This window comes from Legionella sp. km535, assembly GCF_003990085.1.
Taxonomy (GTDB): Bacteria; Pseudomonadota; Gammaproteobacteria; order Legionellales; family Legionellaceae; genus Legionella; species Legionella moravica.
In genome coordinates, this window is record NZ_RZGU01000005.1 from 76,696 (window position 1) to 90,714 (window position 14,019).

Consider the following 14,019-nt stretch of genomic DNA (forward strand, 5'->3'; position numbering starts at 1 on the left):
CGTTATCACCATGATACCCCCTACCTAATGGTTGAACGGAACCGTTCTTTCTATACTGGGTTCGTCTAATAACTAAAAGGAACCCAAAATGAGACAACAAATAATCGAAACAATCATCAAAGCGAAATTAGCCAAAGGAATCACCCAGCACAAATGTTGCCGCGGGATGCATGGTTAACGAGTTAAAGTATCTATCTCACCGGAACACAATACAGGTGCTACAGAATGAATCATCTACCCCAATTAAATGACGTACTCAATTACAAAAATCCAGCGGTAATCAAACGCTTTCAAGATAACTATCCTAAAGAAGCTTCACGAGCGGAACAACTGTTTACTGAGATGCTACGTTACTTATGGTTATGTGAGAAACATTCCTGGGATTTAATACAGTCTCCTGACAATCCTGACCTGCGTTTTATTCCGGTGATGCATGAAGAAATGCGTATTATAGATAATATGTGGCATGAATTTATATTAATAACTCGAGATTATCATGATTTTTGTCACCACTATTTCGGCCACTTTCTGCACCATGAACCCAATATGAGAGAGAGTTTGGCCTATTCCGAATCCCAATTCGTTGAGTCACTTACATTATTCCTCAATTACGTTTATGAGGTATTAGGTGAAGAAGTGCTCAGGAACTGGTTTGCAGACCATCTTCATGAAGCAGCTTAACGGTATTTTTAATGGCTTTAATTAATTCTTTTAAAGCCATAATATCACGTTGCTCAGGGCGATAGGCCAAATATATTTCATCCAGGTAATTGGGCATGTTCGCTACGGGCTTTAAAGCATATTGTACTGTTCGAACAACACTATACGGTAAAATTCCAATCCCTGTACCGCTAGCAACCAAACTGGCGATTACGTCCAGATTACTGCTGGTCAATAACCGATAATTGCTTCTCCCCTGTTCACGGAGAGTGCTCAGGATCTGTTGCGTTTGCATTAATTCTGGATCACAGATGATCGTTCCCCCCTGCTCAAATGACCACTGATAATCATCTGCCTGCCAAAAACCGACTTCATCCCTATATAATTTGTTTAGAACAATTCCCGGGTGTTGGACGGGATTCACCACAACCCCTAGATCTATTGACATCTTAATCACGCCCTCAACAATCCTTCTTGACAGATCATGAACCAATCCAATTTCCAAATGAGGATAATTCGCTACAAAATCAGGGAGTAAATGCGGTAAAAGATAACGCGCCACCGTGGCATGACAACCGAGAATAATACGGCCCTGTACTTCCTGGCATGAAGCCAGACTTTCCGATTTAACTCGTTCCCATAAAGTTAACAGCTCCTTGGTATGACGATGCAACTGGCAGCCGGCCTTGGTTAATTTGACTCCGGTTTTGACTCTCAGGAACAAGGGTGTTCCTATAAAAGTTTCCAGACGTTTGATTGCCTGACTTAATGAGGGCTGACTGATGCCAAGTCGTTCCGAGGCTCTGGAAAAATTAAGCGTATGACAGACTTCATTGAAATAATATAATTCTGTTGATGATGCGAGCATACATTGTCTCCTTTCATTCCATCTGCTGAAACTCTGCTATCGATTTTTGATCACCCCGACAACTCACGTCCAGCATTATTTTAAATGCCTGCCTGTTCATCAAAATCAGAACATGAATTCAGAATAACAGCACATAACATGTTCCTGCACTACGAACATAAAAAGCATAGCCCCAGCTCAATGCCTCCTCGAATAATGACCTATATAAATAATTAAAACCGTCATTGAGTTAAGTAGGGACGTCCATGGTGTTATTGAGCATGCTTACAGGAAAAATAACTCGAAACCCAGGCTCTAAAATCTGCCCCAGTGGATTATGCGACAATTCGCTGGCATAGACCAATTCTCTTAAATCCATCAGGTGTTGATAGCTGCTTCTGATTCCAGAGAGCATACTGACTGATTGTTTCAGATTAACCCTATACTGATTGGCATACTTCATGAAGACCTCATGAGTATAAGCATCATTAGCTAAATAGTCTGCCAATAAGGTTGCTCCTTGAAATTGAGCACTGTTCTCCCGAAGATTATTTAAAAACGAGTTCAACCAATCTCCAGTACTCTGCTCGGGCAGAAGCTTTAATAAATCACACCGTTGTGATGAAAACAGTGGATGAGTAAAATCCACCATCAGCACTGACTCAGCAAAATGTTTGTTGATCACCTTTTGATGAATCAATTGATGAATCATCTGAATGTCCGCCTGAGAGGTAACGGGAGTAAGCCATGCATGATCGGCATCCCGTAATGTGGTTTCGGGAAATTGCATGTCAAACTCCTGAAGCACTTGCTCATAATCCTGACGGGAAACCGATACATCGATACGCCCTAATAAAGGATGCAGCCAAAATGACGAGGGTATAGCTATTCGACGATCTGATTGCTCCGTACTGGACTCTATATTGATTTCAGTAGTACAAAATAAGGAGCGTAGTTGTTCCTGTAACGATAATTTCTTTTGAAACTGTGCCATAGACTTGCTTCTGGCCAATTTCTCCAATCCAGCAGATACATCCTTGGCAAATAAAGCGGCATCTTCTACCTCATTTAAGAGAGCCTTAACCTCATTATCCGGCGAGTTAGGAGTCAGGATTAACGGGCGACGAACAGTCCACCAATCATTATGGGGTTTCTCTAATTCTTTCAGGATTGGGCCGCCTGAATTATGACATGCGGAACAACGCATGCGATGACCAAAATGATGTTCTTCCTTTGGGTTATCCCTGTACAACCACTTATTATCTTGATATGCATCCGCTGAATCACCGCGATAAAACCAACGAACCGCTTTATGTTCTATTCCTCTAAGCTCATAAAAATTATAAAACCCTTTTTGTTTATCCCAGGCAATAGCTTCTATCAATAATTTACGTGGTTCAGATTGTTGATCCAATACAATTTCAGAATCATATACATCGGTAAAATACCCCAGAAATAAATCGCCCCGAGTAATTAAACCACCTCCAGGTAACCTGCCAAAAACGGATTCAAAAAAACTGAAACTACCCAGGTAAGGATTATTTCTACCACGATTGGCTACCATGCTGATCTGCTCATGCATTCCATTTTCATCAATGATTTTTTTAAGCTCATGAATAGTTACAGGACAGGATGTTGCGCTTGATAACATGACAAACAAAGGATCATGCATGATGCGCCCTAAAGGCTTATTGTTCATATAAACCATACATTTTGCATGAGCCAGTGAAGAAATTAATATTAATCCAACCAATAATTTTCTCATTGCATTCCATCCTTATAATTGATGAACACACTGTATTTGCATCCCATTTATAAGTAAAATTAATTCATCTTATCAAGTGATTAATTTAATTTATGAAACTCTCCTCACGGCAATTAAATGCTTTTGCAGTAACGGCCCAAACACTCAATTTTTCCAAGGCAGCCCTGCAGTTGCATATTACTCAGTCCGCATTATCGCAACGAATTCAAAAACTGGAGGATCGCCTCAAAAATGCCTTATTTATAAGAGGAGCAGGAGGTATAAAATTAACCAGCATGGGAGAGCACCTACTTCGCTATTGTACAACTCAAGCGAAACTGGAAGAGGAATTTCTGGTTCAAATGGGATTATCCGATTTTCAAAAGTTGGTCGGCACCATCAGAATTGCAGGCTTCTCAACAATCATGGAGTCACTCGTCATTCCTGAACTCTTGGAACTACTTCAAAAAGCACCCCAATTAAATCTTGAACTTCATTCAATGGAACTCAGAGAGTTAATGCCTGCATTGGAGGAAGGCAAAGTTGATTTTATCATTACACAAACTCAAGTACCCCGACCTGCAATTGACTATGAGTTACTAGGATACGAACTGAATGTACTCATCACATCAGCAACACAAAACTGTCCTGATGATGTATTCCTGGATCATGATTATGAAGATACAATGACCTCAAACTTCTGGCGCATGCAACACTCTGGGCCAGAGTCATGGCGAACATTTTACCTGGATAATATTCATATGATTCTTGCCGGAGTAAAAATGGGACTGGGAAAAGCCATTGTCCCGATTCATCTGATACAAAAAGATGCTGCTTACTTGATTATGGATGAGTTCAACCCTTACCCTACACCGGTATATCTGGCCTCATTTAAAGGGAACGCACAAACTCTGCTGCATCAGTCACTGAAAAATACCTTAGCTGCATTTCAAAAAAACTATCAAAGTGATCCATCATTCTGAAACTGCACGAATACTGCCAAGTTTGGCATTTGCTTCCACTGTTTCATTGACTAATGTATTTCCATAACCTATCCATGCCCCTTTTTTGATTGTCGTACCGGGACCGATTGTAGTGGCCATTCCTATAAACACATCATCTTCAATAACCACAGGGGACATAAAAACTAGGCTGCCCACATCAGAATGACAGCTGATGCTAACACCGCTGCCTATAGTGACATTTTTTCCTATTGAAATCAGAGGGGTATCGACCAGATCAATATCATAAGAATTCATTATCTGAAATGAAACCTTTGCTCCCAATGCTCGCCAATACAAAAATTTTAAAATATTGAACGATTGGATAATAAAAATTAACCCGGTGATTTTTGCTGCTCGGGACAGGGCAAAATGACAAAACCAGGCGATCATCATTCGATTCAATTCCCGTTTGTAACGCCCTGGTTTTAATTTGGGCAAACTGATTCGGATTAAAAAGATAATCGCGATTAATGTAAAAAAAAGAATAAGGGGTGCCAAAGGGAGGACAAGCCAGGTTTTTGAGTAACCGTGATAAACAAATAAACCGGTCATACTCATGGCCACAACTGCTGGCATCAAACTTAAGAAAAAAGAAATTAAATCAATGAAGAGAAGTGAAGAAACGGTTACCTGATTTTTTTTGTTGGATTTTTTACGGTTGGTTTTCTCTGTCATGACGCAGAATTCCTTAGAACTTATCTCATTTACACGAAGCAGCAGTTAATGGTATCCATAGTACATTCAAAAAGAGAAATCTGAAAGTGACCCGGGTGAATCCATCGTTCACCCGGAGGCGCGATCATTCTGTTTTAGCTTTATAATTATCGCTGTATTGCTGACCTAACATTTTGGCCTTGACCAAATCATCAGCACTGAGTGTTTTCTCCAGCTCACTCAGATTTGAAGATGCCTTATCATAGCCATGATTAACTGCAGCACTAAACCAGGCATAGGCCATAACCGGATCCGCTGCTATGCCAATCCCATCACGATAATAAACACCCAATTGGTTTTGCGCTTTACCGTATCCTTGTTCCGCTGCCTTACGCATCCAGAATACTGATTGCTCCAGGTTTTTACCTACCCCGTCTCCATAGAAGTACATATCGCCCAGATTAAATTGCGCGTTAGCATTCCCTAAATCAGCACTTTTTTGATACCAATAAGCTGCCTTTTGCAAATCTGTCCTTCCCAACTTACCTGCATCGTATAAGTAGCCCAACTCTAATTGAGATTTGGCGTGATTTTGTTCCGCTGCTTTTTCGAAATATTGAGACGCTTTATTAAAGTCCACAGGAACACCATCACCCTGCTCGTACATTAAACCAAGATTATACTGAGCGCTGGCATTTCCCATATCTGCTGCCTTGGAATACCAGACTATCGCTTCTGCTTTATCTTTTTTCACACCCGTTCCGGTGTCGTAGTCATAGCCAATCGCTAAAGCCGCATTGGAATTACCTAATTCTGCTGCTTTCTTATACCAAATCATGGCTGTTTCAGCACTCTGAGGAACGCCTGATCCGGTATCGTACATATAGCCCAGACCGTATTGACCGTCGGGATTATTCTGATCAGCCGCTTTTTGATACCAGGTCAGCGCTTTTTTAAAGCCTTCCGGGGTATTGAGGTACCAGTAAAATCCAGCCAGAAGTACCTGCGCGTCTACATTACCCTGATTTGCGGAAGCCAGTAATAATTGCTCTGTCTTGTCCGCATTATAAGCTACCCCCTGAGCATTGTAATACATTTTTCCGAGCAGATATTGAGCCTTGGCATCACCTTTTTCTGCTTCAGGGCTAAGTAAAATAAAGGCCTTTTCATAATGCTTCTGGTTATAGGCATCTTCGCCTTCCTGTGTTGTTGCAAAGGCATAAGAGCTTATTAATGTAACCAACGAAAGCGATAAAATATATTTTTTCATGTCCATGTTATATACCTTATTTTAATTAGCTATCGAATTAAAGTATATTACAAAAATCAAACATTGCACGACATTAAAATACAAAATGCCTTAAAATCATGCACATCATTATTATTAATAATTCAGCCAGGTTTAATTAAAATAAGGAAAGGCATCACCTTTCCGCAATAACCTGTTGGGAAATTAATTTCGGTTTTGTTTGGGCATGAACATCTGCCAATAATTCTTCCTTAGGTACTTGAAAGGAGGTCATAGAGATCACTTCGCCAGTCTCCATACTGTGAGCGTAAGTAGAACTAATGTGGATTAAATGACGATGCAATTCAGCCAAAATTGAATCAGGAAGTTCTAACTCATCATCTGTAACAAGAACAATTCGGTTCCCAACACTATTACGCGCAAAAAACCAGTGAGGAGCCATTTTAAAATCAGCCGCCTGCACCATAGCCTGCAGCTCCTGACCAGTTATAGCGCAACTTTCCAATTTCAATAATTGAGTTTTATAACAAAACTCCAATCTGGGTGCTTTATTCAAGTACCCCGTACAACGCACAACATCTTTTAGACGATAACGGACAAATCCCATAGCAGTAGTCAAAAACACCTCATAATTGACCCCAACTTCCAACTCCCAGCTCTGAAGCAAATTACTCTTATGCAGCTCCTTTCCCTCTTCGATAAACTCAACTATATGAGCACCCGGATGCAATATACCGCCCAATACCCCCTGTTCCAGCGGCACAGTTAGCCAGCCTTCCGTGGCAGAATAAGTGCCATCAACCAGACTGATTTTATCCCCCATCTTGTTTTGTAATTGCTGAGCGGGGAGCTCACAAAGCCCTGAAGTCCAGCAGCCAGCGCACTCTAGTGAAGGCCAAAGTTCAGTAAAACTCAGGGAGGATTTTTTCGCTGCCAGCTTCTTTAAATAATCTTGACGAGCCTTGGTCACCTGAACAGGAGGCAATTCGTTCGGTACTGCTCTTTCGCCCGTTAAATAAGGGAGATAGTGATGAAAACCATCCACACAGCGGCTATAGAACGTATCAATAACCATGGGAGTAACTGCAAACATCGCACTTAAATCACAAGCCAAAGCATACAACGGAGCCCATTGTTCATAAACCTCATCATTAGCAAATACTTCATCTGGCATTGCATAGAATCGCTTGATAAACGAAGGCAGATGGCGGTAGTTAAAATTACTAATCCATCCGGAAGGAATCCCTGCCGAGGTTGATTTATTCGTATTCACAGCGACCAAATACACCAGTTTTTCCTTGAACAAATTTTTAAACCGCTGCGTCAGAGAGTATATATAAGGCGGCATGGTTCGTTGAAACTGTTTTTGAAATGAAGCGGTAATTGGAAAAAATTTTCTGGCGCCCGCTGTTCCTGAAGTCTCTGACCAAAAAATCAAAGGTTCACCATTGAAAGGTTGAGTTTGCGTATTCTGAGCCGCTAATAAAGGCGCCTCATAATCCTCATAATGGGTTATTGAAAACGCATCAAGTTCTAAAGAATGTTGCTGTTCAAGAATCGGAGGCCAATAAGTTGATTTGCGTAATAAAGGGAGGATTTCCTTAGTCCACAAACGATCTCGTGCCTGTTCAGGAAATTGGGTATCTACAAGAAACGCTTTGTATTTATTTTTTGTTATTGCTGCGATTAACATCTTTCTCCAATTCATTCCTGCTACTCCGCTATCTTCGTTGGAATTACAGCAAACAATTTATTTTGCTGATAAAAAGTACCTAAATGTTCTGCCATCTTTTCTTGCAGCCCGCTTTCCATTAAACGTGTTGAATCCAGTTGATTCAAGATGAATTGTATCGCTAAATTGAGCCATTCAATCTCTTTTAATTCCTCACCCAGTGAGTTGTGATTATGATACCAAAACAGCAGACAACAACAGGCTGCATAGATCCAGCAATAATGTTCTGCCAATCGAAAAGCGGCCAGACTTCGTGGATCAAAAATCTTTTGCTCTCTTAGCTGATTAACCTGTTGATCCAGTTTTTTAATTTCTTCTCGCACAGAGGCGATAAGATGATTGATTGGCCCATATTCCAGTTGCATCAATCCAGCAAACACATCATCTTCCTCATGGGTAAAAAGACTCAAATTATTGCCATCAAACGGAGGACAAGGCAGTTCCAGTTGAAACATTCGCTTCAGTTGTTCTGAGTCAAGCAGCTTATTAGTTCCCCGCATCCGCACCTGAGGTAATAAATTACCCGCAATAAGGGATAAATTAACTTGAGTACTTCCATCAAATAGTCCCACGACCTGGATGTCGCGTCTGATTTTCTGATATATGGCCCACGAGGTGGTTCTTAGAAACCCCCGGGCTCCCAATATAATTCCACACTGCTCCACGAGATCCTCGCAAAGATGGGGAATTAAAAACTTGATAATTGCAGACCAAAAACTCATTTTTTCCGGAAACACAGTACAGGCCCGCATCACACAAAGCGACGTACAGTCCGCGATTAATAATTGGGTAAACAAGGTCCCCAATCGCTGTTTAACTGCGGGGATTTCGTAAGCAGTTTTGCCATACAGTTCTCTGTCCAAACTAAATGAGAAAGCCAAACGCAGTGCAGTATCAGCACCGCCTACTGACAAGCCAGCACAGAGAGTCCGTGAAATTTGAAAGACCTTATATGTAATTTCCAAACCTTTTTGTGCCGTTCCGATTAATGCCTCTTTGGGCAATCGAAGCTTATTCAGGTGAAAACCACTAATATCCAAGCCTCTGACACCATGGGTCAGCAGTTTGGGTATCGGTGTAAAACCTTGTTCTATTGATGATTTATCAATTAAAAAAAGGCCAAATCCTAATAATCCCCCTTGCCCATGAGTTCGACAAAGGACTGAAACCAAATCCCCCTCAGTAGCAAAATTAATGCACCATTTTTGTCCTGAAAGTTCCCAGCCGTCCTCAACAGGTAGAGCAATAACTTCATTTGAAGCTAAATCTGATCCATGCTCCTCTTCAGTTAAAGCCAATGCGGCAATGCTCCCCTTCAGGATCCGTTCCTTCAAAAAATTATTTTGCTCCTCTGTACCGGCAATCCAGAAAGGCAAAGCACCAAGAAAGGATAATCCCAGAGCAACTGCAGCAGTAATGTCTCGTCTGGCAATGACTTTGCTGAGCAAGTACACTTCATCCAGAGTATGCAATGAGCCACCTATATTTTGGGGTATGATGTATTTCATAAATCCCCAATCCCTGATGTAATTTAATTGCTCCCAGTCGAGGGATTCCTGCTCATCGTGAACCAGGATCTGCAGGTAATTAACAGGTGTTTTCGTGTCTTGAGGATTACCCAGATAGCATTCAAAAGACTCTAATAATTGGATCAAATCATTAAGAGATGGCATGAATATTCCTTATACAATTGAATGACGCGCATCAGGCATTTGCTGCATTTTTCTGTATAAAAACTCGAGATGTTGCGCCAAGCGTGCGCGTATCTGCATGGGTTTAATAATTTCATCAATTATTCCCAAAGAGTAAGCCTGTGCAAGCGACTCGTCTATTGAAGATGCTGGAGCTGAATCGGGATCAATTTTGTGCTCCTGAATCTGACCATCTGTCGTTTGAACTTTTTTTGTTGTTTCTTTACCCATTACCCCTAAACTTGCAGTTTCCAAAGCTAAAACCAAATCTCCATTCTGAGATTTGGTTTGCATCATTAGAAACGCTGCTGCGCCATAGCATTTTCGTACAACAACACTCATCCGCGGTACTCGAGTCTGCATGGCCACACACAGCCTTGCCCCGTGTTGAAGTAATCCTTTTTGCTCTTCTCTTTTTCCCGGCATAAATCCTGGCACATCAATCAAAGTCAGTATAGGAATTGAATACGCATCGCATATGCGTATAAATTTAGAAGTTTTTTGAGATGCATCAGAATCAATAGCTCCACTAAAGCGTATGCTTTGATTGGCAACCAATCCCACTGCATAACCGTTAATACGAACAAAGGCACAAATCATTGCCTGACCAAATGAGCGCTTGTATTGGATGATTTCAGAATTATCAACAACCGCGTGAATCAAATCAAGCATATTAAAAGGCAAGCGGGGATTGGCTGGAATGATCGGCATAGGCTGCACCGGTTCATGTGGTGAGTGCAGTGGAGGAAGTTCATTCGCATGGGAAGGCAAAAAGTTCAACAGCAATTTCACGTGATTAATTTGAGCGGCTGTACTGTCATCGACAAAATCGGCTATTCCTGTAGTCGTAGCATGCATTCCTGAACCACCCAACTCACTCATTGACACCTTTTCACCTATAGCTTGTTGGACTACCATTGGACTCGTGACCATCAGATAACTGCGGTGTTTATTAAAAAACACTAAATCCATTAATACGGCTGAATAAGCGGGAGCCCCAAGAGTAGGCGCAGAAATGACGGCCAACTGAGGAACCAATCCGGATAATGAAATGTTTCTACTGATGATTTGGGTGTACTCATCGCCACTTAACAAATCCAGAGAGATTCCTGGAGAAGCCAAAAAAGCAATTACAGGAATTCTTAATTCTTTTGCCTTATCCATCAGACGAACGATTTTTATAGCGCCCTCACGAGTCACATAACCGCGATTCTCTCCTGGATTGTGGGCATATACAGCAACAGGTCTATTATTGACTTTTGCCAAACCGGTAATCACTTCCGCGCCCATTTTCAAGTGAGGCTGATTTTCAGGGGCATACTCGGGGCACAATGGAAAAAAACTATGGGCATCAACCAAATGTTCTATCCATTTCATGGAAGCCTTTTCAGAAGACTGTACGGACATCTAACCCCCTAACTGAATTAAAAATAAATCAACTTAGTAAAATATAGACTAATATAAAGGTAATAAATTAACACTCATTATGAATTTTGTAACAAAAATATACTTGATTTGCTTCTACAAAAAAGTGTAGTTTCATTAACCTATCATCACCCAATCGTTTGGAGAGGTGAACTTACATTATGGATATTTTAAAACCTAATATTCGCTTTAATATTTCTGCGACGTCAAGAAGCTTACCTGAATCTGGCCCAATTACCAATTTGGAAATCCTGCAAAATTTCCCGCGAACGGCAAAACAATCTCCTGCTTTTCTTCAAAAATTCGCTGAAAAAATAGGTGAAGAATTTGGTTTTTATACACGCTACTGGTGTCATAAACCTTGGGAATCTCTGGATGCGTCACGAAATCTAACCGCTGAATCGCTTGCAGCCGAAGCAGTTAAAAAGCTCATTGAGCGATATAAACCGGAACACATCGCCGCATTTCTTTTAGGTTCCACAACGAATAAACGGTTTACTGGATCCCAGGCAGCGGCTGTCTTGGGAGAATTAGGGTTGAATGCACCAGCATATGATTTAAAAACAGGCTGCTCAACATCCCTGTCCACCTTGCATTTAGCCTATGCGTTAATGGCTTTAGGTTATAAGAATGTACTGGTCAGTTGTGCTGAGACTTTATCAAAAGTCATTGATCCCGAAAATGAAAAAACCTGGATTGGCCTGGCTGATGGCGCTGCTGCTTTATTCCTTGAGCAATCTGATCAAGGTTCCTTTACAGTTGAACAGAGTTTTTTTTCAACAGATGGCGCCTATGTTGAGGCATTCACCACTCAAGGCGTCTTTCCACCGACCCAGGAGCAGTTAGACACTATTGGCTATCATTTGCTTGGTGATGAAGCGTTATTAAAAGAACTGGCTTATAAACGATATAACGAAATGTTGACCCATATCCTCCCTACAGAACAGGAACGAAATGAAATTACCTGGGTAATCCCGCATCAGGTTAACCGTAAATTAATCGATCTTCTTCTAGAGGAACATCAATTAAAAAATACAATCGTACTGTGGGATTCCGACACCATTGGAAACATTGGAGGAGCATCCATAGCCTATACCCTTGCCAGAGCGGTAGAAGAAAATATATTGGACAGATCAGGAAAAATTCTATTAATGAGTGTCGGTGGGGGCTTGTCTTATGCTGCACAAGTACTGCAATACAACAAAAATCAATCAAGCCAGGAATCTGTTTAACATGGAACGAACAGTCGAGATACCAGGAATTAATCATGAATAAAGAATTGCAAGAATGCCAATCTTTAGTTGATGTTTTAAGATTTAGAGCCCTAAGCAGCCCTCAAAAAATCATCTGCACTTTTCTCAATAAAGAGACAGAACAGACCATGACTTATGCTGAACTGGATGAACAAGCCAGGGCCATAGCCGCAGCATTGCAAGAGCAGGGACTAAACAAAGGGGATAGAGTGCTGTTATTATTCTCCCCGGGATTACCCTTGATACAGGCTTTTTTTGGTTGCCTGTATGCCGGTTGTATTGGCGTTCCTATTTATCCCCCTGCCCAGGAAAAATTACTCGAAAAAGCACATCGCATCATTAAAAATTCCAAACCGGGTTTGGTATTATTGACTGCCGCACACCTGAAATTATTCACTGGAGCAGATTCAAAATCAAAAGGAAGTTTTGCTCAAATCCCTTGTCTTGCAGTGGACTCCATTAAATCAGAGCAAGGCGCTCATTGGCGTCCACTTGAACTGAATAAAAACGACATTGCTTTTCTTCAATACACTTCAGGCTCTACCATGCATCCTAAAGGTGTGATGGTCAGTCACGGAAATTTAATCCATAACCTCGAACTCATGTGCACCAGATTTCAGGTTAACGAAAAGAGCGTCTTGTTCAGCTGGCTGCCGCCGCATCATGATATGGGTTTAATTGGCTATATTCTAACCCCCATATACAAGATGCTTCCGGTGATTATGATGTCTCCCTTTTCCTTTATTGAAAGTCCTCTATCCTGGTTAACCAATATCACTAAATATAAGGTAACCATTAGTGGAAGCCCCAATTTTGCTTACGATTACTGCGTTAAACGAATAAGTGAAGAAAAAAAACAGGGGCTGGATTTAAGTTCCTGGAACATCGCATCAAATGCCGCAGAGCCAGTCCGCAAGGAAACCATGGAACATTTTTATCAAGCCTTTAAAGACTATGGTTTCCGAATGGAAGCCTTTTATCCCTGTTATGGTTTGGCAGAAGCAACATTACTGGTGACTTGCGGAACTCCGGGAAAGCACTTCAGGACACTCACCCTGGATAAAGAATATTACCAGGATCATCGTGTTCATTTTGTAGAAGAAAATAGCCCTGGGAGCCATGTTTTGGTTGGTTGTGGTGCATTGGCTCAAAACGTTAAAATTGTTGATCCAGATACCTTAATACCTTGTGAACGGGATCAGGTCGGTGAAATCTGGGTTCATGGCGAAAGCGTAGCCTTGGGTTACTGGGAGCAAAAAGAAGAAACAAAACATGCTTTTCACGGCAAAATCAAAGGCGACGATACAAATTTATCCTATTTAAGGACTGGCGATCTGGGATTTATTCACGATGAAGAACTTTATGTTACCGGAAGAATCAAAGATTTAATTATTCTTTATGGAAAAAATCACTATCCTCAAGATATAGAATACAGCCTGATTCACTCACCCTTACGTCCCTTATTAAGAAAATGTGCTGCATTCGTGATTCAGAATGAGCAAGAATACGAACTCACCGTAGTGTGTGAGATCAAAAATGAATTAATGGATACTGCAGCCCAGGAAGAATTATTTAACGCCATATTCAAGCTCACTTATCAAACACATCAACTGGAAATTAATAGGATCGTACTCATTCCTCCTCAAGCAATTCCCCATACGACCAGTGGAAAAATACGCAGAAATTTCTGTCGTAACAGTTTATTGGATCATACTTTGCCAGTCATCGCGACCTGGCAATTAAGTAAGAACAAGGATTAA

Annotated in this window: 11 protein-coding genes; 4 read left to right on the top strand and 7 right to left on the bottom strand. The window is 41.1% G+C overall.

Going from position 1 to position 14,019, the window contains the following annotated elements:
* Window positions 1-225 precede the first annotated feature (225 nt).
* Window positions 226-681 (top strand): hypothetical protein, encoded by a 456-nt coding sequence (locus ELY21_RS04360; protein WP_127107244.1) that lies wholly within the window; start codon window positions 226-228, stop codon window positions 679-681.
* Here ELY21_RS04360 and ELY21_RS04365 read toward each other — a convergent pair.
* Complete coding sequence (locus tag ELY21_RS04365; RefSeq protein ID WP_127107246.1) at window positions 641-1,528, bottom strand: LysR family transcriptional regulator; 888 nt, start codon at window positions 1,526-1,528, stop codon at window positions 641-643. The two genes, ELY21_RS04360 and ELY21_RS04365, sit on opposite strands and share 41 nt — an antisense overlap.
* 229 nt (window positions 1,529-1,757) lie before the next feature.
* Complete coding sequence (locus ELY21_RS04370; protein WP_127107248.1) at window positions 1,758-3,272, bottom strand: hypothetical protein; 1,515 nt, start codon at window positions 3,270-3,272, stop codon at window positions 1,758-1,760.
* 92 nt (window positions 3,273-3,364) lie between these two features.
* Between ELY21_RS04370 and ELY21_RS04375 the strand changes: the two genes are divergently transcribed.
* Window positions 3,365-4,234 (top strand): LysR family transcriptional regulator, encoded by an 870-nt coding sequence (locus tag ELY21_RS04375; protein ID WP_127107250.1) that lies wholly within the window; start codon window positions 3,365-3,367, stop codon window positions 4,232-4,234.
* Here ELY21_RS04375 and ELY21_RS04380 read toward each other — a convergent pair.
* The 5 genes from ELY21_RS04380 to ELY21_RS04400 all read right to left on the bottom strand — a co-directional run bounded on the left by ELY21_RS04380 (window position 4,226) and on the right by ELY21_RS04400 (window position 10,988).
* The gene (locus ELY21_RS04380; protein ID WP_127107252.1) at window positions 4,226-4,930 is read right to left on the bottom strand and encodes a DapH/DapD/GlmU-related protein; all 705 of its coding nucleotides are present in this window, start codon (window positions 4,928-4,930) and stop codon (window positions 4,226-4,228) included. The two genes, ELY21_RS04375 and ELY21_RS04380, sit on opposite strands and share 9 nt — an antisense overlap.
* 124 nt (window positions 4,931-5,054) lie before the next feature.
* Window positions 5,055-6,185 carry an SEL1-like repeat protein gene (locus ELY21_RS04385; protein WP_127107254.1) on the bottom strand — a complete coding sequence of 377 codons (1,131 nt, stop codon included), beginning with the start codon at window positions 6,183-6,185 and terminating at the stop codon, window positions 5,055-5,057.
* Between the two features lie 148 nt (window positions 6,186-6,333).
* Window positions 6,334-7,866, bottom strand: coding sequence for a GH3 auxin-responsive promoter family protein (locus ELY21_RS04390; RefSeq protein ID WP_127107256.1), 1,533 nt, complete (start codon window positions 7,864-7,866; stop codon window positions 6,334-6,336).
* A 5-nt stretch (window positions 7,867-7,871) separates the two neighbouring features.
* Window positions 7,872-9,563 carry an acyl-CoA dehydrogenase gene (locus tag ELY21_RS04395; protein ID WP_127107258.1) on the bottom strand — a complete coding sequence of 564 codons (1,692 nt, stop codon included), beginning with the start codon at window positions 9,561-9,563 and terminating at the stop codon, window positions 7,872-7,874.
* 9 nt (window positions 9,564-9,572) lie between these two features.
* Window positions 9,573-10,988 carry an acyl-CoA carboxylase subunit beta gene (locus ELY21_RS04400; RefSeq protein ID WP_127107260.1) on the bottom strand — a complete coding sequence of 472 codons (1,416 nt, stop codon included), beginning with the start codon at window positions 10,986-10,988 and terminating at the stop codon, window positions 9,573-9,575.
* Between the two features lie 179 nt (window positions 10,989-11,167).
* Between ELY21_RS04400 and ELY21_RS04405 the strand changes: the two genes are divergently transcribed.
* Both ELY21_RS04405 and ELY21_RS04410 read left to right on the top strand, forming a co-directional pair.
* The gene (locus tag ELY21_RS04405; protein ID WP_127107262.1) at window positions 11,168-12,238 is read left to right on the top strand and encodes a 3-oxoacyl-ACP synthase III family protein; all 1,071 of its coding nucleotides are present in this window, start codon (window positions 11,168-11,170) and stop codon (window positions 12,236-12,238) included.
* A gap of 35 nt (window positions 12,239-12,273) precedes the next feature.
* On the top strand, window positions 12,274-14,019 hold the full coding sequence (locus ELY21_RS04410) for a fatty acyl-AMP ligase (protein WP_127107264.1): 1,746 nt from the start codon (window positions 12,274-12,276) through the stop codon (window positions 14,017-14,019).